At 65.9% G+C, this 21,984-nt stretch carries 22 protein-coding genes; 15 read left to right on the plus strand and 7 right to left on the minus strand.

Annotated elements, in window-relative coordinates; all coding sequences use genetic code 11:
* The first annotated feature begins 4 nt into the window (after window positions 1-4).
* Together H3H51_RS02425 and H3H51_RS02430 are read left to right on the plus strand one after the other, a co-directional pair.
* Window positions 5-1,366, plus strand: coding sequence for a DUF1329 domain-containing protein (locus H3H51_RS02425; RefSeq protein ID WP_183087419.1), 1,362 nt, complete (start codon window positions 5-7; stop codon window positions 1,364-1,366).
* A 160-nt stretch (window positions 1,367-1,526) separates the two neighbouring features.
* The gene (locus H3H51_RS02430; protein ID WP_183087420.1) at window positions 1,527-2,450 is read left to right on the plus strand and encodes a LysR family transcriptional regulator; all 924 of its coding nucleotides are present in this window, start codon (window positions 1,527-1,529) and stop codon (window positions 2,448-2,450) included.
* 110 nt (window positions 2,451-2,560) lie between these two features.
* Here H3H51_RS02430 and H3H51_RS02435 read toward each other — a convergent pair whose 3' ends face one another.
* Window positions 2,561-3,019 (minus strand): OsmC family protein, encoded by a 459-nt coding sequence (locus H3H51_RS02435; protein ID WP_183087421.1) that lies wholly within the window; start codon window positions 3,017-3,019, stop codon window positions 2,561-2,563.
* 156 nt (window positions 3,020-3,175) lie between these two features.
* Between H3H51_RS02435 and H3H51_RS02440 the strand changes: the two genes are divergently transcribed.
* The 6 genes from H3H51_RS02440 (at window position 3,176) to H3H51_RS02465 (ending at window position 10,633) form a co-directional block, all read left to right on the plus strand.
* Window positions 3,176-4,351 (plus strand): M20 aminoacylase family protein, encoded by a 1,176-nt coding sequence (locus H3H51_RS02440; protein WP_183087422.1) that lies wholly within the window; start codon window positions 3,176-3,178, stop codon window positions 4,349-4,351.
* 41 nt (window positions 4,352-4,392) lie between these two features.
* Complete coding sequence (locus H3H51_RS02445; RefSeq protein ID WP_183087423.1) at window positions 4,393-5,706, plus strand: MFS transporter; 1,314 nt, start codon at window positions 4,393-4,395, stop codon at window positions 5,704-5,706.
* Window positions 5,707-5,880: 174 nt separating this feature from the next.
* Window positions 5,881-6,960: a M14 family metallopeptidase gene (locus H3H51_RS02450; protein WP_183087424.1), complete on the plus strand. Its 1,080-nt coding sequence runs from the start codon at window positions 5,881-5,883 to the stop codon at window positions 6,958-6,960.
* 454 nt (window positions 6,961-7,414) lie between these two features.
* A complete protein-coding gene (locus H3H51_RS02455; protein WP_183087425.1) occupies window positions 7,415-9,034 on the plus strand; it encodes a methyl-accepting chemotaxis protein in 1,620 nt (539 codons plus the stop codon).
* A 22-nt stretch (window positions 9,035-9,056) separates the two neighbouring features.
* Window positions 9,057-10,217 carry a porin family protein gene (locus H3H51_RS02460; protein ID WP_183087426.1) on the plus strand — a complete coding sequence of 387 codons (1,161 nt, stop codon included), beginning with the start codon at window positions 9,057-9,059 and terminating at the stop codon, window positions 10,215-10,217.
* 11 nt (window positions 10,218-10,228) lie between these two features.
* Window positions 10,229-10,633, plus strand: coding sequence for a phosphate ABC transporter substrate-binding protein (locus tag H3H51_RS02465; protein ID WP_183087427.1), 405 nt, complete (start codon window positions 10,229-10,231; stop codon window positions 10,631-10,633).
* 123 nt (window positions 10,634-10,756) lie between these two features.
* On the opposite strand, the gene H3H51_RS02470 is transcribed toward H3H51_RS02465, so the two are convergent.
* Complete coding sequence (locus H3H51_RS02470) at window positions 10,757-11,170, minus strand: hypothetical protein (protein WP_183087428.1); 414 nt, start codon at window positions 11,168-11,170, stop codon at window positions 10,757-10,759.
* Between the two features lie 201 nt (window positions 11,171-11,371).
* Window positions 11,372-12,433 (minus strand): NAD(P)H-dependent flavin oxidoreductase, encoded by a 1,062-nt coding sequence (locus H3H51_RS02475; RefSeq protein WP_183087429.1) that lies wholly within the window; start codon window positions 12,431-12,433, stop codon window positions 11,372-11,374.
* Between the two features lie 95 nt (window positions 12,434-12,528).
* Between H3H51_RS02475 and H3H51_RS02480 the strand changes: the two genes are divergently transcribed.
* The 7 genes from H3H51_RS02480 (at window position 12,529) to H3H51_RS02510 (ending at window position 19,393) form a co-directional block, all read left to right on the plus strand.
* On the plus strand, window positions 12,529-13,404 hold the full coding sequence (locus tag H3H51_RS02480; RefSeq protein WP_183087430.1) for a LysR family transcriptional regulator: 876 nt from the start codon (window positions 12,529-12,531) through the stop codon (window positions 13,402-13,404).
* The gene (locus H3H51_RS02485) at window positions 13,404-14,540 is read left to right on the plus strand and encodes a YbfB/YjiJ family MFS transporter (protein ID WP_183087431.1); all 1,137 of its coding nucleotides are present in this window, start codon (window positions 13,404-13,406) and stop codon (window positions 14,538-14,540) included. Before H3H51_RS02480 ends, H3H51_RS02485 begins: the two co-directional genes overlap by 1 nt.
* 69 nt (window positions 14,541-14,609) lie before the next feature.
* Window positions 14,610-16,538 (plus strand): DUF294 nucleotidyltransferase-like domain-containing protein, encoded by a 1,929-nt coding sequence (locus tag H3H51_RS02490; protein ID WP_183087432.1) that lies wholly within the window; start codon window positions 14,610-14,612, stop codon window positions 16,536-16,538.
* Window positions 16,535-17,242, plus strand: coding sequence for a 3'-5' exonuclease (locus H3H51_RS02495; protein ID WP_183087433.1), 708 nt, complete (start codon window positions 16,535-16,537; stop codon window positions 17,240-17,242). The genes H3H51_RS02490 and H3H51_RS02495 overlap by 4 nt, the downstream gene beginning before the upstream one ends.
* Before the next feature lie 114 nt (window positions 17,243-17,356).
* Window positions 17,357-18,484, plus strand: a complete 1,128-nt coding sequence (locus H3H51_RS02500; RefSeq protein WP_183087434.1) for a PepSY-associated TM helix domain-containing protein — start codon at window positions 17,357-17,359, stop codon at window positions 18,482-18,484.
* A complete protein-coding gene (locus H3H51_RS02505; protein ID WP_183087435.1) occupies window positions 18,481-18,663 on the plus strand; it encodes a hypothetical protein in 183 nt (60 codons plus the stop codon). The genes H3H51_RS02500 and H3H51_RS02505 overlap by 4 nt, the downstream gene beginning before the upstream one ends.
* A 109-nt stretch (window positions 18,664-18,772) precedes the next feature.
* Window positions 18,773-19,393, plus strand: coding sequence for a glutathione S-transferase (locus tag H3H51_RS02510; RefSeq protein WP_183087436.1), 621 nt, complete (start codon window positions 18,773-18,775; stop codon window positions 19,391-19,393).
* 36 nt (window positions 19,394-19,429) lie between these two features.
* On the opposite strand, the gene H3H51_RS21245 is transcribed toward H3H51_RS02510, so the two are convergent.
* From H3H51_RS21245 to H3H51_RS02525, 4 genes are all read right to left on the minus strand, one after another.
* A complete protein-coding gene (locus H3H51_RS21245) occupies window positions 19,430-19,561 on the minus strand; it encodes a hypothetical protein (RefSeq protein WP_268945804.1) in 132 nt (43 codons plus the stop codon).
* Complete coding sequence (locus H3H51_RS02515; protein ID WP_220790804.1) at window positions 19,558-19,866, minus strand: hypothetical protein; 309 nt, start codon at window positions 19,864-19,866, stop codon at window positions 19,558-19,560. Before H3H51_RS02515 ends, H3H51_RS21245 begins: the two co-directional genes overlap by 4 nt.
* A 44-nt stretch (window positions 19,867-19,910) precedes the next feature.
* Window positions 19,911-21,257 carry a cell envelope integrity protein CreD gene (gene creD, locus H3H51_RS02520; RefSeq protein WP_183087437.1) on the minus strand — a complete coding sequence of 449 codons (1,347 nt, stop codon included), beginning with the start codon at window positions 21,255-21,257 and terminating at the stop codon, window positions 19,911-19,913.
* 161 nt (window positions 21,258-21,418) lie between these two features.
* Window positions 21,419-21,850 (minus strand): CBS domain-containing protein, encoded by a 432-nt coding sequence (locus tag H3H51_RS02525; RefSeq protein WP_183087438.1) that lies wholly within the window; start codon window positions 21,848-21,850, stop codon window positions 21,419-21,421.
* Between the last annotated feature and the right edge of the window lie 134 nt (window positions 21,851-21,984).

The following is a 21,984-nucleotide window of genomic DNA, read 5'->3' on the forward strand; positions in this document are numbered from 1 at the left end:
ACCCATGACCCACAAGCAACTGATCCTGGCTGGCTGCTACAGCCTGAGCCTGATCGCCGGCCAGGTGCTGGCCGCCGTAGCGCCCGAGCAGGTCGCCCGCCTGGGCGCCGAGCTGACCCCGATGGGCGCCGAAAAAGCCGGCAACGCCGATGGCAGCATTCCGGCCTGGACCGGCGGACTGGGCAAGGACGCCGGCGCCAAGGATGCCGACGGCTTCCTAGCCGACCCGTTCGCCAGCGAACAGCCGCTGTTCACCATCACCGCGCAGAACGTCACGCAGTACCAGGCCAAGCTCAGCGCCGGGCAACTGGCGATGTTCAAGCGCTACCCGGACAGCTACCGCATCCCGGTGTACCCGACCCACCGCTCGGTCAACCTGCCGCAGCGCTACCTGGACACCACCCGGCAGAACGCCGCGCGCACCCAGCTGGCAGAAGGCGGCAACGGCCTGCAGGACTACCAGAGCGGCGGCCTGCCCTTCGCCATTCCGCAGAACGGCCTGGAAGTGATCTGGAACCACATTGGCCGCTACCGTGGCATCTCGCTGCAGCGCCTGGTGGTGCAGGCCTCGCCGCAGACCAACGGCAGCTTCACGCCGAGCGTGGTCAAGCAGCAGCTGGCGTACCCCATCGGCCTGTCGGACTACTCCGCCGAGGAGATGAGCAACATCCTCTATTACTACCGCGAGGAATTCCTCTCCCCGGCGCGCATGGCCGGCGGCGTGCTGCTGGTCCACGAGACCATCAACCAGGTCAAGGAACCGCGCATGGCCTGGCAGTACAACGCCGGCCAGCGCCGCGTGCGCCGCGCCCCGCAGATCGCCTACGACAGCCCGGCGGCCGAAGGCATGCGCACCCTGGATGACTTCGACATGTTCAACGGCGCGCCGGATCGCTTCGACTGGCAGCTGGTGGGCAAGAAGGAGATGTACATCCCCTACAACAGCTACCGCCTGGAGTCGCCCACGCTGAAGTACAGCGACATCATCCAGGCCGGCCACATCAACCCCGCGCACACCCGCTACGAGCTGCACCGCGTGTGGCACCTGACCGCCACCCTCAAGCCGGGCCAGCGCCACATCTACTCCAAGCGCGACCTTTTCATCGACGAGGACAGCTGGCAGACCGCCGAAGCCGACGCCTACGACGGTCGCGGCCAGCTGTGGCGCGTGTCCGAGGGCCACGCCAGTTTCTTCTACGACCAGCAGATTCCTTCGTTCGCTGCCGAGACCCACTACGACGTGCTGTCCGGGCGCTACGCAGTCAACGGCCTGCACAACGAAGAGAAGAACGGCTACCAGTTCGACATGCCGTACAACCGCAAGCAGTTCACGCCCTCGGCCCTGCGCGCCAGTGGCATTCGCTGAACCACAACAGCTACAGCTCCATGCGCCACTCCTTGCGGCGACCTTCGGGTCGCCGTTTTTATTCTCCGCTCAGGCAATGGAATGCGCCTCGACACTCACCCACAAGGTGCGTTTTTTGCTTTAAATTCCGCCCCTTACCTACACAAGCCGGGCCTTGCTCATGAAGTTGCATCAGCTCCGTGCCATCGTCGCCATCTGTGAAAGCGGCAGCATCCAGGAGGCCTCGCGCCTGCTGCATATCTCCCAGCCCGCCCTGTCCAAGGGCATCAAGGAGCTGGAAACCGAACTCGGAGTGCCCCTGCTGGTGCGCTCCAACCGTGGCATCACCGCCACCGAATACGGCGAGCGTCTGGTGCGCCGCGCCCGCCTGATCCTCGAAGAGGTGCGCCGCGCCCGCGAGGAAATCGACACCCTCAAGGGCCTGATGGACGGCAAGGTGTCGATCGGCGTATCGCCCGTCACCCCCGGCGCGCAGTTCATTGCCAGCCTCAACCGCTACCGCAAGCGCTACCCCAAAGTGCAGGTGCAGATCCACGAGCTGCGCCCGTCCAAGCTGATGGAAGGCCTGCGCGAAGGGCAGCTGGACCTGGCCCTGAGCTCCCTGCCGCCCAGCCGCAACGGCGACGGTTTCCAATGGACCGAGCTGTACGCCCAGCCCACCGTGCTGGCCGTGCGCAAGGGCCACCCGCTGCGCGGCGTACGCTCCCTGCAGGAGCTGCGTAACGAGGAGTGGCTGCTGCAGGACTCCCTGGAGCAATCGCGGGTCGGCCTGATGTTCGAGCACTTCCGGGTGCAGCCGCCGGAACGGGTCATCGAGTGCGCCTCGGTGGTGCTGTTCTCCGAGCTGGCACTCAATACCGATGCGGTCAGCTACTGGTCGGTGCGGGTACTCGAGCATGTACAGAAGCTCGGCCTGGAGCTGGAAATGCTCGACCTGGCGGAACAGGTGCCACCGATGAACATCTCCCTGGTCTGCCGCGACCAGGAACTGATGACCCGCGAAGCCAAGGCCCTGGCCGATGAGCTGGTGTACGCCTACAAGAGCCCGCATGCGCCCAAGGTGGGTGAAGCTGGTGTGAGGTAGAGACTTACCGTGGGAGCGGCTTCAGCCGCGATTAGCGCCGGAGCAAAAGCATCGCGACTAAAGTCGCTCCCACAATTTTTCCGCCCCTGTAACGCTGGTGACTCTGAGCCCTACTGCGGCTCGCAGCACACCTCGGTCTTCACCGAATTGGCGATAAAGCATTCCTCGTGTGCCTCGTGATGCAACGCATCGAGCTGCTCGCGGCTGGGCGCGGCGCCGGCGAAGGTGACCGCCGGACGCAGGGTGACGCGGGTCATGGCCAGGCGGCCCTCGTTGTTCTTGCCCATGCGGCCTTCGGCCGGGTCGCTGTACTCATCCACCTTCCAGCCGTCGCGGGCGGCGAGCGAGAGGAACCAGAGCATGTGGCAGCTGGACAGCGCGGCGACGAAGGCCTCCTCCGGGTCCACCGCGTCTTCACGCGAGCCAGGCAGCGGCACCACATGCGGCGAGGACGAGCCCGGCACCTCGATGCCGCCATCGAAGCGCCACAGGTGGCCACGGCTGTAGCGGTTGTCGAGGAAGTCCTGATCGCCGCGCGACCAGAGAATTTCAGCGGTATACAGCGCCATCGGAACTCTCCGCAGCAGATGGCGGGCCAGCATACCCATGCCGCCGCACCCGCGCACATAACCAAAGTCGATACACATGCGCAGAGGTGATTATCTCGGCCACCACAGCCTGCGGCATGCTGCGCGGCAACCTGGGTATCACCACAAGGACAAAAAATGCAGCTGATCCCACAGACCCTCGCCTGGCAGGATGAATTCGCGTCGATTCGCCGACAGATCCACCAGCATCCCGAACTGGGTTTCGAGGAGCACCGCACCAGCGAGCTGGTCGCCGGTTACCTGCGCCAATGGGGCTATGAGGTGCACGAAGGCATCGGCGGCACCGGCGTGGTCGGCGTGTTGCAGAACGGCAGCGGCAGCCGCAGCATCGGCATCCGCGCCGACATGGACGCCCTGCCGATCCACGAAGAAAGCGGCGTCGCCTACTGCAGCCAGCACGCCGGCAAGATGCACGCCTGCGGCCACGACGGGCACACCGCGATCCTGCTCTGCGCCGCGCGCTACCTGGCCGAGACGCGTAGATTCGACGGCACCCTCCACCTGATCTTCCAGCCCGCCGAGGAAACCCTCGGCGGTGCCAAGCGGATGATCGAGGACGGCCTGTTCGAGCGCTTCCCCTGCGACGCGGTGTACGCCCTGCACAACATGCCGGGCCTGCCGGTGGGTATGTTCGTCACCCAGGCCGGCGCCATGAGCGCCTCGTCCGACGTGGCAACCATCAAGCTGGTCGGCGTCGGCGGCCACGGCGCCATGCCGCACAAGACCAAGGACCCGGTGGTGGCCGCTGCCGAACTGGTGCTGGCGCTGCAGACAATCGTCGCGCGCAACGTGCCGGCCGGCGAAGTCGGTGTGGTCACGGTTGGCGCGATCCACGCCGGCGAGGCGCCCAACGTGATCCCGGACGTGGCGACACTCAAGCTCAGCGTGCGCTCGACCAACCCGGATATCCGTAAACTGCTGCGCCAGCGCATCAGCGCGATCGCCCAGGGCGTGGCGCAGAGCCACGACCTGAGCCTGGAACTGGACTACGACGAGCGCATTGGCGTGCTGCTCAACACCCCGACCGAGACCGCCCTGCTGCAGGACGTGGCGCGCGAACTGGTCGGCAGCCAGGCCGTACTCACCAGCGTGCCCACCGGCTACCTGGGCAGCGAGGACTTCGCCTCCATGCTGGAAGTGCGCCCCGGCTGCTACATCGTCACCGGCAACGGCAACAGCGGCCCGAGCGGCTGCATGGTCCACAACCCGGGCTACGACTTCAACGACCAGGCCATCCCCTTCGGCGCCAGCCTCTGGGCACGCCTGGTCGAAACCTACCTGTGCGCCGCCTGAATCGCCGCGCACCACCGCCCTGCAGTAACGGGAGCAGTCTCATGTCCGAATCGAAACCCCAGCGCCGCACCCTGGTGGTCATCCTGCTGATGGCGGTGATGGTGATCAGCGTGCTGGACAAGACCATCTTCGCCTTCGCCGGCGTGCAGATCATCGACGAGCTGAAGCTGACACCCGAGCAGTTCGGCTTCGTCGGCAGTGCGTTCTTCTTCCTTTATTCGCTGTCCGGCGTGCTGGTCGGCTTCCTCGCCAACCGCTTCCCCACCCGCTGGATTCTCGCCGGCATGGCGCTGGTGTGGACCACCGCGCAGCTGATGGTGACCAGCGCCAGCAGCCTGACCGCCCTGACCGCCAGCCGCCTGGTGCTCGGCGCCGGTTGCGGCCCGGGCACGGCGGTGACCCAGCATGCCTGCTTCAAATGGTTCGCCCCGACCGAGCGCGTGCTGCCGGCCTCGCTGATCCAGGTGTCGATCATGCTCGGCGGCCTGATCGGCGCCATCGCCCTGCCGTTCTGCATCCACCATTTCGGCTGGCGCATGGCCTACATGGCACTGGCCGCCCTGAGCTTCATCTGGCTGCTGGTGTGGCTGGTGTTTGGCGCCGAAGGCCAGCAGACCGACAGCGCCGAGCCAGGCCAGGTCAGCCAAGCCGAGCAGACGACGCCCTACCGCCACCTGCTGCTCAACCGCACCTTCGTGTGGATTTCCCTGATGTGCTTCCTCGCCTACCTGCCCAATGCCCTGTCGTTCAGCTGGTCGGCGGTGTACATGCAGAAGGGCCTGGGTCTGACCGCGATGCAGACCGGCTACCTGATGTTCGCCGCCACGCTCAGCATCATCGTGCTCAACCTGCTGATGTCCGCACTGTCGCAGCGCATCCTGCAGCGTGGCGTCAGCCTGCAGCGCAGCCTGGTGCTGCCACCGATGCTCTGCTGCATCGTCGGCGCAGCGGCCTTCTGCGCCATGGGCACGCTGTTCGATAGCCTGCCGGCGAAGCTGGTGCTATACAGCGTGGGCGGCGTGCTGCTCAACGCCGTGTTCGCCTTCGGCATGACCATCACCGCGCACATCTCACCGACTCGCCAGCGCGGCGCCATGCTGGCCATCCACGTCGGCAGCCTGACCGCTTCCGGCATGCTCGCCCCCTGGCTGGTGGGCCAGCTGATCACCCTGCTGGACAACGACATCGCCCGCGGCTTCGAGGCCTCGATCAATGGTTTCGGCGGGGTGATTCTGCTCTGCGCCGTGCTCGGCCTGTACCTCATCACCCCGGAAACCACACGCCAGCGCCTGCTCGGCCTGAGCCGCCCGGCGCAACCCGACATGCCCGCAGAGGCATCCATGAAAGCCCTGTAAGGCGCCTTCATGGCGCGGGCCGAGGCTACCCGCCACAGCCCGTTTCATCGCCCTCGCTCCCCGGTTACCGCCTACCACCGGGGCAGGCCACAAGCCTGCCCTGCGGGGTTCGCTGCGCCCGCATTTAACCGCGGCTGCGCCGGGGCAGCACTCAACGACCCGACTGGACACCCCATGAACCTCTCCAGCTTTTCGCAGTGCTACGCCGAAGCCCGGCAGAAATTCCTCGACGCCTGCGCCGCCAACGGCCTGAGCGTCGAATCGCACATCCACCCCCTGCGCGGCCGTGACGGCGAAGTGCTGGCGCTGGACGTGGCCCGCCTCGGCCCGGCGGATGCCGCCAACCTGCTGGTGATCAGCAGCGGCTGTCACGGCGTGGAGGGCTTCTGCGGCTCCGCCGTGCAGCTCGACCGCCTGCACGATGCGGCCTGGATCGAAGACTGCCGCCGCGACGACCTGGCCGTGCTGTTCATCCACGCGCTCAACCCCCACGGTTTCTCCTGGCTGCGCCGGGTGACCGAAGACAACGTCGACCTCAACCGCAACTTCGTCGACTTCAGCCAGCCGCTGCCGGCCAACCCGGACTACCGTGCGGTGTCCCGCCTGTTGCTGCCGCGCCGCTGCCCGCCGACCCTGGGCACCTACCTGGGCCTGGTGGGTTATTCCCTGCGCCACGGCCGCATGGCCCTGCAGGGCGCCATCTCGCGCGGCCAGCATGATGACCCCAACGGCATGTTCTTCGCCGGCACCGCGCCGACCTGGAGCAATAGCACCTTGCGCCAGGTGCTGCGCCAGCACGCCCGGCAGTGCCAGCGCATCGGCTGGATCGACCTGCACACCGGGCTCGGCCCGCGTGGTTTCGGCGAGCGCATCTACAAGGGCCCGCAGAACGCCGAAAGCATCGCCCGCGCGCGCCAATGGTGGGGCAGCGCGGTGACCAACAGCGCGGAAGGCAACTCGGCCTCGGCCGACCTCAATGGCACCCAGGACCTGGCCGTGCTGGAGGAATGCCCGCAGGCGCAGTACAACGGCTTGACCCTGGAGTACGGCACCCTGCCGGGCCTGCAGGTGCTCAACGCCCTGCGCGCCGACCACTGGCTGCACCGCAACCCGCAGGCGCCCGCCGCCCAGCAGGCCCGGATCAAGCGCCAGCTGCGCGATGCCTTCTATGTCGACGACGACGCCTGGAAACGTCGCGTGCTGGAGCAGGCCCGCGAGGTGCTGCAACTGACCCTGCAGGGCCTGGCCAGCTAGGCCAGCGCTCGTACAGACCGGTCTGCGCCCTGTGCCGGCCGGTTTGTTGATGACAGGTACCACCCAGACTGGCGACCGTTGGTCGGTAAACTGCAGGGCACACCGCCACACCCTCCCTCGCCGTCGAGCCGACTCGCCGCGCCATTCCAGCGACTCCTGCAACGAACGCCAAGCGTGGCACCCCGCGCTTTTCCCATAGCCCGCAGCCACCCGGCATTCTTCGACAAAGCCTGTACAGGCGCCGCGCAGAGCAGAAGAAATATCCCGACAACCCTCAGCCTTTTCCTGATCAATCGCGCACGGCGGCGCTTTTCTGGCTATAGCAATAAGGCGCGCTGCCGAAACCCCTGATAGGCCATAACTCATAACAAGTGGTCACACCGTGACTAAAAAGTGGCCTTTAGCCACCCTTTGGTTTCCGATACACTCCGCGCCCCCGATTTGGGTATCTGCCATGAAGAACCTGTCGCTGACTCTGAAGCTGTCCCTTCTGCCTGCCGTGGCCTTGCTCGGCTTGCTGCTGTATGTGGGCTATACCTCGCTGCAACTGTCGGCCAACGACTCGCGTCTGGTGAATCTGGAAACCCACAGCTTTCCCACCCTGGAAAAAGCCGACGCGGTGATCTTCCAGTTCTCGCGCCTGCCTGGCCTGCTCAACAGCGCCGTAGCCGCCGGCGAGCTGGAAACCCTGGATGACGCGCGCAAGGTGCTCGCTGAGATCGCCAGCAAGCAGCAGGAGCTGCAGACCCTGGCCCGCGACAACCCGCAACGTGAGGCCGAGCTGAGCGACTGGCGCAGCGCCATCCAGCACTACGCCGACAACGCCCTGTCCGCCTCCGAACAACTGATCAAGGGCAGCGCCACCTTCGAGGACCTGCGTCCCAGCCTCGACCGCATGGCCAGCGACCTGGGCAGCGCGCAGACAATCGCCAGCAGCTTCCGTGGCCATGCCTATGAAGACTTCCAGGCCGCCCTCGCGCAGACCCGCACCGACAACGCCACCACCACCCGCGTCGGCTTCATCCTCACCGCGTTGCTGGTCGGCCTGGTCGGCCTCGGTGCCTGGGTGATCATCCGCGGCATCATGGGCAACGTGCACGGCGTGATCGACTCGCTGAAAGCCATCGCCCGTGGCGACGGCGACCTGACCCGCCGGGTCAACGTCGACTCCAACGACGAAATCGGCGTGATGATCCAGCTGTTCAACGGCTTCCTCGACAAGCTGCAGGGCACCATCCACCAGATCATCGACGCGGCCAGCCCGCTCGGCCAGATGTCCCAGGAGCTGTACCGCCTGACCCAGGGCGCGGAAGAAAACGCCAAGTCGCAGCAGGGCCACACCGACTCCATCGGCCGCGACATCCAGACCATGACCAGCAGCATCCAGGAAGTCGCCCAGCGCTCGCAGCAGGCCTCAACCGGTGCCGGCGATGCCTCGCGCCAGGCCGCCGCCGCGCGCACCAACATCGGCAGCCTGTCCACCAGCATCAGCGACCTGGGCAGCAGCGTGATGGGCGCCGTGCAAGCCATGCAGCAGCTGGAAGAAGAAACCCAGCAAGTCGGCTCGGTGCTCACCGTGATCCGCAGCATCGCCGAACAGACCAACCTGCTGGCGCTCAACGCCGCCATCGAGGCCGCCCGTGCCGGCGAGCAGGGCCGTGGCTTTGCCGTGGTAGCTGACGAAGTGCGCAACCTGGCGCAGAAGACCGCCGCCTCCACCGCCGAAATCCAGCAGATCATCCAGCGCCTGCAGAACAGCGCCAACGGCGTGCTCAACGTGATGACCGCCAACGGCGACAAGGCCCAGGCCAGCATCGAACGCTCGGTCGAAGCCACCCGCATGCTCGAATCCATCGCCACGGCGGTGGGCCAGATCGATGAATTGAACGCCGGTATCGCCCAGCTCACCCAGGAGCAGATCGGCCTGTCCAGTTCCATCCAGCAAGACACCCAAGTGTTGCAGCAGGACGCACAAGCAACCGCCAACGGCGCCGAAGCCACTGCTCGCCTGGGCGAGCGGTTGGTCAGCACAGGGGATCACCTACGTGCGGCAACGGCCCAATTCCGCGTTTAACTTTTTTACGGAGCATCACCGCATGACAACTGCACGCGTCTTCGGGCTGGCGGCCATCTGCCTGGCCAGCAGCCCAGCGTTCGCGCTCGAGCAAGGCGATTACACCCTCAACGGTTTCGGCACCGTCGGCATCACCCACCTGGGCGGTGAAGATGACGGCCGCAGCTACGGCATCTCCGGCCAGACCAACGACTCCTGGCGCGGCGACCAGCTGAGCAAGTTCGGCGGCCAGCTGTCCTACGGCCTCACCGACACCGTCGGCGTGACCGTGCAGGCCACCGCCAAGGCGTACGCCGATGAGTGGAAAGCCGACGTCGAGTGGGCCTACCTGTCCTGGCAGAGCACCGACGAGCTGATGCTGCGCTTCGGCCGCCTGCGCACCCCGGTGTACATGTACTCCGAGAGCATCGACGTGGGCTTCGCCTACCCGTGGCTGCGCCTGCCGGACGAGGTTTACAGCCAGGTCCAGCTGTCCAACTACGAAGGCGCAGACGCCATCTACAACCTGCCGCTGTCCTTCGGTACCGCCTCCTTCCAGCTGGCCGCTGGTGTCGCCAAGAACCGCGACTACTACCTGTACGACGACCAGTACGACATCGACTACTCCAAGGTCTTCGGCGCCAGCGTCAGCCTGGCCACCAATGACTTCGGCACCGTGCGCATCGGCTATGCCGAAGCCGATATCGAAACCGAGATCTCCGGCAGCTTCACCGACGTGTTCGGCAACCCGAGCTCGGCCACCCTGCTGGCGCTGGACAAGGACAAGGGCAAGTTCACTTCCATCGGCTACCAGTACGACAACGGTACCTGGCTGACCGCCAACGAGTGGACCAGCCGCGTGATCGAAAACGACGGCACTGCCAGCACCGACTCCTTCTACCTGATGGGCGGCCGCCGCTTCGGCGACTTCCTGCCGCACCTCACCTACGCCCAGCTGGACGAGGATGAAGGTCGCCAGAACTCCTGGACCCTCGGCCTGAACTACAGCCTGACGCCCACCGTGGTGCTCAAGGGCGAGTACAAGCGCGTGGACACCAGCGGTGGCTACGACGGCGTATTCGTACGTAACGCCCAGGAGCTGTACAACAACACCGCCTACGAGCGCACCAACGGCCTGGTCGGCGTTCCGGCTCGCAACTTCGACGGCGATATCATCAGCGCCGGCGTCGACTTCGTATTCTGAGGAGCATGCACATGAAGCAGTCCATTCGCATTCTCCTCGCCGCCGTCAGCCTGGGCGCCGCCGCCCTGGCCCAGGCCGAGGTTGCCGTGATCGTCAACGCTGGCGCCAGTGCCGCCCCGTCGCAAGCCGACGTGGCCAACATCTTCCTGGGCAAGAACAAGTCGCTGAAAGGCGTCGACCAGAAAGACTGGAACCCGACCAAGGAGAAGTTCTACGCCGGGGTTGCCAACAAGAACGAAGCTCAGCTGAAGTCCTACTGGTCTGGCCTGGTGTTCACCGGCAAGGGCCAACCGCTGCCGAGCGTAGCGGGTGATGCCGACGTGGTGGCCAAGGTCGCTGCCGAAGCCGATGCCATCGGCTACGTCGACAAGGCCGCCGTGACCGACAAGGTCAAGGTGCTGTTCACCCTGCCCTGATCACTGGGCGCGGTAACGAAAAAGCCGACGGGGTGACCCGTCGGCTTTTTTATTTGATTCATTTTGTGCGAAGTAAAGAGTAACTAATTCCTAACAGCCATTATCCGAGAACGGCACGACACTTCACTGATAACGAAACCCTCGAATAACCCAAGCAACAAGCCAACCAAAAATATAAATCAAAACAGAACCTAAAACCCAAAAAGCAATACCCAATACGACATGCTTAATAATCCTACCGGCAAGACTTTCATAAGCTGCCTGAAGCTCTTGCTGACGCTGAGCAATGTTCTGCTTACGCATTGACTCATAGTGTTCGCGGTTGAGTGCTGGAGCGGGATCTTTATCCCCCATAATATTTCTTAAAGCCTGCTCATCCTCAAACTCTCGAATCTTTTCGTTGTAGCTCGGCATAGGAAGCGTCGCTGGCTGAACTACAGGCCATGTATTGATACATAAAATTATTACAACAATAGCCCACCCCAGAATGCTGACTACCCATAATCGTTGCCATCCATTGAAGTAGATAATATTCACCTTTCACCCCCTGAACTTAACTCTTGATATACCTGAGAGCAGACAATTTTTAATGGCTCCCATACTCTGTGTGGGAGCCATCAACATATGTAGCGTAACGCCTTACACACCCTGTAGGAGCCAGCTTGCTGGCGATACTCTGCGCCACCCGTGATCGCCAGCAAGCTGGCTCCTACAAAAAACCACATGGCCCGCAGATGCTCAGCCCGCTGCCTGTTCGGCAACCAGCACCCGCAGCAACTCCGCCGCCGGCAGCTCACGCGCCAGCGGTGCGCCCTGCCCGGCCCATTGCGCGGCGAAATCGTGGCAGCCACGGGCAACGGCGGCGGCCTGCAGCGCCTTGGTCGCATCGTAGGTGTAGGAGTAACCCGGCAAGGCGGGTGCACCTGGCCCACCGATCTCGCTGAACACCCGATTGGGCAAGCCGCGCGCCGGACGCCCGGACATCGCCGTGGTGATCTGCGTGCGCTGCGCCTTCTCGCCCTTGAGCGCCGCGCGGTAGGCCTCGTTGGCCAGCGACTCCGGGCACAGCACGAAGGCCGTGCCCATCTGCACGCCCGCCGCGCCCAGCGCCAGGGCGGCATTGATCCCGGCACCATCCATGATGCCGCCGGCAGCGATCACCGGCAGTCTGCCGCGGCTGACCAGCTGACGCACCAGGCTCAGGGTGCCGATACCCAGGTCGCCCTGTTCGGGTGTGAACAAGCCGCGATGGCCACCCGCCTCGACGCCCTGCGCCACCAGCGCATCCACACCCGCCGCCTCGGCCAGCCCGGCCTCGGCTGGGGTGGTGACACAGGCCAGCACACGAATCCCGGCCTGCTGCAGCGCCACGATCCAGGCCTTGTCGGGCAGGCCGAAATGGAAGCTGACCACCGCAGGGCGCTCTTCCAGCAGCATCGCCTGCATCTCGGGGTCGCTGACGAAGCTGCGGTAGATATCGCGCAGCTCGGTCGGTGGTTCAGCATCGAACTCGGCGAAGAACGGCCGCAGGTGCTCCAGCCACCCGGCTTGCGCCTGGGCATCGACAGGGCTGGGGCGATGACAGAACAGGTTGATGTTGAATGGCCGGGCGGTCAGCCCGCGCAGCTCGACGATCGCCGCCCGCGCCTGCTGCGCCGTGCTCGCCGCCACGCTGATCGAGCCCAGGCCGCCGGCATTCGACACCGCAGCAGCCAGCTTGGGGGTGGACACACCGAGCATCGGCGCCTGGATGATCGGCTGTTCGATCGTAAGCAGTTCGGTGATGCGCTGCGCTGCCATGAGCTCGACTCCCGTGTCGGTTTGGCTTGACCAATCAATCTCTAAAAGAGATTCTTAATAAAACATTATTCTTTTTAAGAGATTATTGGAAGCCCATGGATCTCTCGACGCTGACCATCTTTCGTACCGTGGCTCTGGAGCAGAGCATCACCCGCGCCGCCCAGCGCCTGGAGCGCGTGCAGTCCAACGTGACCACGCGCATTCGCCAGTTGGAGGATGACCTCGGCGTGCAGCTGTTCCTGCGTGAAGGCAAGCGTATGAGCTTGACCGAGCAAGGCCGCGAGTTCCTCGCCTACGCCGAGCGCCTGCTGGCCCTGGCCGACGAGGCGCGCCAGGCCATGCACCCACAGCAGCCAGGCGGCACCCTGCGCCTGGGCAGCATGGAAAGCACTGCCGCCAGCCGCCTGCCCTCGCCGCTGGCGCGCTTTCACCGCGCGTTTCCACAGGTAAGCCTGGAAGTCAGCACCGGGCCCAGCCAACCGTTGCTCGAGGCGGTGCTGGCGCGGCGCCTGGACTGCGCACTCATCGCTGCGCCGACCAATCGGGTCGGTAAGCGCTGGGTCATCGATGAGCTGGACCAGGGCCTGAGCAGCCAGGCGGTGTTCCGTGAAGAACTGCTGCTGCTCCTGCCGATTGACCATCGGCCGGTCAGCGGCCCCGAGGACGTACAGCTGCGCACCCTGGCCGGCTTCGCCCAGGGCTGCACCTACCGGCAGATTGCGCAGAGCTGGTTGAACAGCGCCGGCAGCCCGGTGCGCGTGCAGGAGGTTGGCTCCTACCACACCATCCTCGCCTGTGTGGCGGCCGGCGCCTGCGTTGGCATCGTGCCGCGCTCGCTGCTCGAACTGCTGCGCGAGCCACCCGCCGTGCAGTGCGTGCCGCTACTCGGCGTGGACACCCTGTTGGTCTGGCGCAATGACTACCGCAGCGCCGCCTTCGAGCAGTGGCGCGAGCTGCTGCAGGCGCCCTGATGCTCAGAACACTTGCCGCCCCGCTAGCCGCTGCCCTGCTACTGGCGATCGGCATGGGCTTCGGCCGCTTCGCCTTCACCGGCCTCTATCCGCTGATGCTCGACGATGGCCTGCTCAGCCTGCACTCCGGCTCGCTGGCCGCCTCGGCCAACTACGCCGGCTACCTGATCGGCGCCCTGCTGCTGGCACGCAGTACCGATGACCAGGCGTCGCGACTGTGCCAGTGGGCGCTGGCTGGCACCCTACTGAGCCTGGCGGCGATGGCCTGCATCAGCCAGGCGTGGCTGATCGTGCTGACTCGCTTCGCGGCCGGCCTGTTCAGCGCCATGGCCCTGGTCGGCGCCTCGCTCTGGCTGTTGCACGCCGGCGGCCAGGCGCGCCGCGCACCCTTGCTGTTCGCCGGGGTCGGCCTGGGCATCCTGCTGTCGGCGCAACTGATCGCCGCCGGGCATGCCGCTGGCCTGCACAGCCAAGCCCTGTGGCTGATCCTAGCGCTCGGCGCCCTCATGCTGGGCGTACCCGCCTGGCTGCAACTGCGCCGGCAACCCGCGCCCAGCGCAGCCCATGACGCTCCGGCAGCCAACGCTCCCGACCGCCTTGGTGCACGCCGCCTGGTGCTGATCTACGGCCTGGCCGGCTTCGGCTACATCGTCACTGCCACCTACCTGCCGCTGTTGCTGCAAGGCAGCCTCGGCGCCATCGACCCTCTGCAGATCTGGGCCGCCTTCGGCCTCGGTGCGATACCGTCCTGCTTTCTCTGGCATGCCCTGCAGCAACGCCTGGGCACGCCGCGTAGCCTGGCGCTGAACCTGCTGACCCAAGCGCTGGGCGTGGTCCTGCCGGTGTTCAGCCACGCCCCCTGGGCCTGCCTGGGCAGCGCCGTGCTGGTGGGTGCCACATTCATGGGTACGGTGACCATCGCCATGCCCGCGGCGCGCACCTACGCCAGCCGCGTACGTTTCAACCTGCTGGCGACCATGACCGCCGCCTACGGCCTGGGGCAGATTATCGGGCCACTGTTGGCCACAGTGCTGTTCAGCTACAACCACAGCTTCAACCCGGCGCTGCTGGTCGCCACCGCCGCGCTGGTCGCGGGCGCCGCCCTGTGCCGGCCGCGCCGAGAGCCTGCGACCTAGGTCCTATTGGCTTTTGCGCCGAAGCGGGGCGACCATGCAGGTACCTCCTCGGCCACCGGAACCGCCGCCATGCAGTCCAGGGACAGCACCGCCGCCGGCAAGACCGCCGTGCTGCAGAACATCCACGGCACCATGGAGTTCCTGCGCAAGTACCCGCCGTTCAACCAGATGGACAGCGCTGAGCTGGCCTACCTGGTGGAGCACTGCCAGCTGCGCTTCTATGCCGCTGGCGAGAGCATCATCAAACCCGGCGACGGCCCGGTGCGGCACTTCTATATCGTCAAGCAGGGCCGGGTGGTCGGCGAACGCCCGCACTCGGCGCGGCGCGGCACGGAAACCACCTTCGAAATCACCAGCGGCGAATGCTTCCCACTGGCCGCGCTGCTCGGCGAGCGCGCCACCCGTACCGAACACCTGGCTGGCGAGGACAGCTTCTGCCTGCTGCTGGACAAGGCCGCCTTCGTCCGCCTGTTCAGCCAGAGCGCGCCGTTCCGCGATTTCGCCCTGCGCGGGGTGAGCAGCCTGCTCGACCAGGTCAACCAACAGGTGCAACTGCGCGCCGCCGAAAGCCTCGGCGCGCAATATTCGCTGGACACCCCGTTGCGCCAACTGGCGCTGCAGCAACCGGTCGGCTGCGCGCCGGACACCCCGCTGCGCGAAGCCGTGCGGCGCATGCACGAACAGCATGTCGGCAGCATCGTGATCACCGATGCCGAGCAGCGCCCGCAGGGCATCTTCACCTTGCGCGACCTGCGTCGGGTGGTGGCCGACGGCAGCTCGCTGGAGCAGCCGATCAGCGCGCTGATGACGCAGAAACCCTTTCACCTGGCGCCCGATGCCAGCGCCTTCGACGCTGCCCTGGCGATGACCGAGCGGCACATCGCCCACGTCTGCCTGGTGGAACAGGGGCGGCTGGTCGGCGTGGTCTCCGAGCGCGACCTGTTCTCCCTGCAGCGTGTCGACCTGGTCCACCTGGCCCGCACCATTCGCCATGCCGGGCGGGTCGAGACCCTGGCTGCGCTGCGCAGCGACATTCACCTGCTGGTCGAGCGCATGCTCGCCCACGGCGCCAGCTCGACACAGATCACCCAGCTGATCACCCTGCTCAACGACCACACCGTGTGCCGGGTGATCGAACTGTGCATCGAGGAACTGGGTGACCCCGGCGTGCCGTTCAGCTGGCTGTGCTTCGGCAGCGAAGGCCGCCGCGAACAGACCCTGCACACGGACCAGGACAACGGCATCCTCTTCGACACCCGCGACCGCAGCGAGGCCGAAGGCATCCGCCAGCGCCTGCTGCCGCTGGCCCAGCGCATCAACCAGCAACTGGCGCAGTGCGGCTTCACCCTCTGCGCCGGGCAGATCATGGCCGGCAACCCGGCGCTGTGCCTGTCGCGCAACGAGTGGGCGCGGCGCTTCAGCGCCTTCGTGCGCGAGGCCACGCCGGAGAACCTGCTCGGCTCGAGCATCTATTTCGACCTGCGCGTGGTCTGGGGTGACGAAAGCGGCGGCACCTGGCTGCGTCAGCAACTGTTCGCCGATGTCGCCGGCAACAGCCTGTTCCAGCGCCTGCTGGCGGCCAATGCCCTGCAACACCGGCCGCCGGTGGGGCGCTTTCGCGATTTCGTGGTGGCGCGCAAAGGCGCCGAGAAGGACACCCTCGACCTCAAGACCGAGGGCCTCACACCCTTCGTCGACGGCGCCCGCGTATTGGCCCTGGCCCACGGCATTGCCGACTGCAACACCCAGCGGCGCTTCGCCGAACTGGTGCAGCGCGGAGTGATCGACGCCCTCGACGGCGCCGCGTATGAAGAGGCCTACCACTTCATCCAGCAGACCCGCCTGCAACTGCACCAGCAGCAGGCAACCCAGGGCTTGCCCTTCTCCAATCGCCTCGATCCGGACAGCCTCAACCACCTCGACCGGCGCATCCTGCGCGAGTCGTTCCGCCAGGCCCAACGCCTGCAGGCCAGCCTCGCGCTGCGTTACCAGCTATGAAACTGCCCGACTGGCTACGCCGCACCGTCCCGGAACTGAGCGCCATCCAGCAGCAACGCCTGGCCCGCCTGCCTGCTGCACCGGCGCTGGATGAACAGCCGCTGGCCCGTCGCCGCCTGGTGGTGCTGGACCTGGAAACCAGTGGCCTCGATCTGCAGCGCGACCAGTTGCTGGCCATCGGCGCGGTGGTGATCGAAGACGGTGCCATCGACTTCAGTCAACAATTCGAAGCCACCCTGTGCCGCGCCAACCATCAGGCCAGCGCCAGCACCCTGATCCACGGCATCGCCCCCAGCGCCATTGCCGCCGGCATGGAGCCCGGCGAGGCGCTACTGGCCTTCCTCGAGTTCCTCGGCGACAGCCCGCTGCTGGCCTTCCACGCCGCCTTCGACCAGCACATGCTGGCCCGCGCACTCAAGGAAAGCCTCGGCCTGCGCCTGCGTCATCCGTTTCTCGACGTCGCCGAACTGGCACCGCTGCTCTGCCCCGAAGCGCCCATTCGCCAGGGTGGGCTGGACGACTGGCTGAGCCACTTCCAGCTGCAGGCCAGCGAACGCCACAACGCCAGCGCCGATGCCCTGGCCACTGCCGAACTGAGCCTGATCCTGATCAGCAAGGCACGGCAGCAGGGTTTGCTCGACCTGGCCAGCCTCGACCTGCGCCTGCGCGCCTGGCGCCAGCGCCGCCAGGCACCGTCGCTGTGAAACCGGTCGATAGTCTGGCTCAATACCATTTGTAAACTATTCTCGATTTCCCCGGCGCCGGGCAGCCACTAGACTGGCCGGCCCTACGCCGACTGCTCTGCGCGCCCATCCGCCATGAAAGCCACCACCATCCGCCGCTGGTCCTTCATCCACACCTGGACCAGCCTGGTCAGCACGCTGTTTCTCCTGCTGCTGGCGCTGACCGGTCTGCCGCTGATCTTCCACCACGAACTCGAACACCTGCTCGGCGAAGCGCCCGAGCTGCGCGAAATGGCGCCCGACACCCCGCATCTCGACCTGCAACAGCTGGTGCAGGCAGCCGAGCGCCATCGCCCCGGCGAAGTGGTGCAGTACCTCGGCTGGGAAGAGGACGAACCCAATGGCGTGGTCACCATCATGGCCGCCACCGCCGGCACCGAACCCAACTCCTCGCACACCTTCATGCTCGATGCGCGCAGCGGCGAGGCGGTGGAAATGCCGGCGGCCAACGGCGGCTTCATGATGCTCATGCTGCGCCTGCATGTGGACATATTCGCCGGCCTGCCGGGCAAGCTGCTGCTGGCCTTCATGGGCATCCTCTTCGTCGTCGCGATTATCTCCGGCGTGGTGCTCTATGCGCCGTTCATGCGCCGCCTGCCATTCGCCGAAGTACGCCAACGCAAAGCCACGCGCGTGCGCTGGCTGGACCTGCACAACCTGATCGGCATCGTCACCCTGACCTGGGCCCTGGTGGTCGGCGTCACCGGGGTGATCAGCGCCACCGCCGACCTGTTGATCAGCGCCTGGCGCAACGACAGCCTGACCGCCATGGTCGCGCCCTACCGTGACGCGCCGCCGCTGACCGAGCGCGCCCCGGCCAGCCGCCTGCTGCAGATTGCCCAACAGGCCACACCGGGCATGCAGCCGGACTTCATCGCCTTCCCCGGCACGCGCTTCTCCAGCGAGCACCACTACTCGGTGTTCATGAAGGGCAGCAGCCACCTCACCGCGCACCTGTGGACGCCGGTGCTGATCGACGCCAAGACCCTGGCCGTCACCGCCATCGGCGAGCGGCCCTGGTACATGGATGCCCTGGCCATGTCGCAGCCGTTGCACTTCGGCGACTACGGCGGCCGGCCGATGCAGATCCTCTGGGCGCTGCTCGATGGGCTGACCATCATCGTCCTCGGCAGCGGCCTGTACCTCTGGTGGGTACGCCGCCGCACGCCGCGCGCAGCCCTGCGCGACGAGGTGCTGACATGAAGCGCTGGCGCGACTCGACCTTCGCCATTCCCACACTGATTGGCCTGCTCAGTGCCGCCGGCCTGTTCGCCGCGCTGCTTGGCGACGGCTGGTGGGACGCCCTGGCCTGGCTCGGCCTGGGCCTGCCCGCTGTGCTCGGCATCTGGCCGCTGCTGCCGCGCAAAAGCCGCACGTCGTAGGCGCCGCGTTCCTGTAAGAGCCAGCGGGCAACAGCGCGCCTTTCAGGAAGCCCCGCAGCACGCGCTAGAATCAGCCCATCGCACTCGACTCGCCGCCGGAGAATTGCCCATGAGCACCATGACCCTGTTCCACGCCAGCGCCTCACCCTTCGTGCGCAAGGTAATGGTGCTGCTGCACGAAACCGGCCAGGTCGACCGCGTCGCCCTGCAGAATGCCCAGCTCACCCCAGTCAGCCCGGACGCCGGGGTGCTCGCGCACAACCCCGCGGGCAAGATTCCCGCCCTGCGCCTGGCCGATGGCTCAGTGCTGCACGACAGCCGGGTGATCCTCGATTACCTCGACCAGCAGCATGTCGGCGAACCGCTGATCCCCCAGCACGGCCCTGCTCGCTGGCGGCGCCTGACCCTGGCTTCGCTGGCCGATGCGATCCTCGATGCCGCCGTGCTCAGCCGCTACGAGAGCTTCCTGCGCCCCGAGGAAAAGCGCTGGGATGCCTGGCTCGATGGCCAGAGCGACAAGATCGAACGCGCCCTGACCTACTTCGAGAAAGACGCCCTGGCGGAAATCCACAGCCACTTCGACATCGCCGCCATCGGCCTGGCCTGCGCCCTCGGCTACCTCGACCTGCGCCAGCCGGAGCTGGGCTGGCGTGAACGCTTCCCAGGCCTGACCGGCTGGTATGCCGAGGTCAGCCAACGGCCATCGATGCAGGCCACGGTGCCGGTCTAACCGAAGATGACCCAGGGGACTGCCAGTACAGGCACGCTAGCGGCCTTTCGGCACATGCTTGTGCGAAGGCTTATCCAGGGCAGGTAGCGCAGCGAACAGACGCGCGATGCGCCGTGCCAGCAGGTGTCCCAGACGCGCGTCCTCGCGCAAACCGACGTGCCCGCTCATCGCCAGTACCACAGGCGGAAGAAGCCGGCGGCCAGCAGCAGGGCAATCTGCCCCAGCGCCGTGCACAGCTGCAGGAAGGAGCGCACGCTGGCGTTGGCCACCGCATCCGGGATGCCGGTGAGGTCATTCCAGAACGACTCCGGCAGCAGCGTCAACGCCAGACCAGACAGCGGCTTGCCACTCAGGTTGAACCCTCGGAGCAGCAGCTCGCTTTGGTCCGTGAACATCAGGCCGATCAGCAACACCCCGGCCACCACCAGGCCTAGGGCGAAACAGGCGGAAAACTGCATCAGCAAACGAATCATCAAAGGCTCCCTGGCGGGCGCGGTTCGCACCGCGCCCGACCGAATCAGATGGCGGAGGTCGCGGCGGGTTTGCCGATGCCGTACCAGTCGAGCTTGCGGGTCAGCACCATGACGCTGGCGAGCAGGCCGAACACCAGCAGCGAGCCCATCAGCAAGGCGTAGTCCTCGGCGCTGAGCAGGGCGTAGAGCATGCCGTAGAGGCCGGCCAGCCCGGCGGTGAAGCCGGCGCCGCGCAGCCAGCTGTGCAGCACATGGCTGACGTAGAAGCCGATCAGCAGCACGCAGGCCGAGGCGGCCAGGGCATAGGCGCGCTCGAAACTCATGTGCTCGGCCAGCGACAGCAGCAACAGGTAGAACAGCGCCAGCGACAAGCCGACCAGGCCGTACTGCACCGGGTGCACGGCCAGGCGCTTGAGCACCTCGAAGAGGAAGAAGCCGGCGAAGGTCAGGGTGATGAACAGCAGCGCGTATTTGATCGCCCGATCACTCTTCAGGTACTGGTCAACCGGGTTGACGAAGCTGACGCCGAAGTGGCGCTCGTTGAAGGCACTGCAGTCGCCGTCGGCGCAGTCGCTCAGGGCTTGTTCCAGGTTGGTGGCGAAGAAGCTGGTCTGCCAGCGTGCGCTGAATCCTTCGGCGCTGATCTCACGCTCGCTCGGCAGGTACTCTCCTACGAAGCTCGGGTGCGGCCAGTCCGACTTCAGTTGCACCTGGCTCTCGCGCCCGACCGGGGTGATGTCCAGCTGGCTGGTGCCCTGCAGCTCCAGGTCGAAGGCGAAGTCCAACTGCTGCGCCGTACTACCAGCCTGCAACGGCAATGGCGCATGCACGCCGGCACCTAGCAGCGGCTCGCCACTGCCCGGCTGGAAGCCCAGCGTCTGCTCGCCGAGGCGCAGTTCGAGGTCGTTCTTGATCCCGCGCACATCGCTGATGCCCACCGCCAGGAAGGCCGTCTCGAAGCGGTAATCGGCGAAGTCTTCGTCGATGCCGTACTGCGCCGGCACCTCGAAGTGGCCGCTGATGTGGTTGCTGCTCTGGTACAGGCGCGCCTGGTAGATGCCACGGGCGCGCAGCTCGGTGCTGACCTGGCCATTGAAGGCGAAGCGCTCGGGGAGGAAATACAGGTGGCCGCGCTCCTCGCTCTCCTCCAGGTAGCGCTGGCCGGTCTTCTGGTGGGTCTTCCACTCACGCACGGTCTTGCGGTACGGCACCACCAACAGGGGCCCGGTGAATTGCTGGCTGTAGCTGGAGCTGCGGGCGATGTCCTGCACCACGCCGTCACGCAGGCTCTGGCGCTCGCCGATCATGCCGTCGATGAGGAGGATGGGGATCATCAGCAACAGAATCAGCGCACCGATGGCGCCGAGCTTGATCAACAGATTTCGATTCATGGCAAAACTCCCTGCTCTGGAATATGCAGCGAGTCTGGGTGGCGGCCATGGCGCCAGCGTGCGGGGAATATGGAGACTGTGTGGAGCTTGTGTGGAACCGCCGCAATGCAGAAGGCGCCCGATGCGGGGCGCCTTCAAGGGAGCGGGTACAGCTGGTGTCCTCAGCCGCGGATGTACTGCTCCAGTTGCTCGATCAGGCTGGCCTGGTCGGCGATGGTCTGCTTGACCAGGTCGCCAATCGACAACAGGCCGATCAGCTCGCCTTCAGCCAGCACCGGCAGGTGACGCAGGTGACGGTCGGTCATCAGCTGCATGCAGTGCGAGGTCGTATCGCGCGGGCCCACGGTGATCACGTCGGCGGTCATGATTTCGCTAACCTTGGCGGCGAACGCCGAACGCTCCAGCAACGCCACCTTACGCGCGTAGTCGCGCTCGCTGACGATCCCGGCCAGGCGCCCGTTGCTCAGCACCACCAGCGCACCGATGCCCTTCTCGGCCATCAGCTTGACTGCGTCGAGCACCGAATCGTCGGGGCTGACGAAGTACACGTGGGCGCTGGATTTCGATCGGAGGATTTCGGCAACTGACTTCATGGGTGACTCACTCCCTGACTGGTAGCTAAAAGTTTTAGCAGAGCCCGCAGGGTTTCACCTGCACGACAAATGCCAGGCCCGTTTCAGGTGGCTGCTTCCCGGCACAATCCAATGCGCCAACCGCGCAGCAGACA

It is taken from the genome of Aquipseudomonas ullengensis, from assembly GCF_014174475.1.
GTDB lineage: Bacteria > Pseudomonadota > Gammaproteobacteria > Pseudomonadales > Pseudomonadaceae > Aquipseudomonas > Aquipseudomonas ullengensis.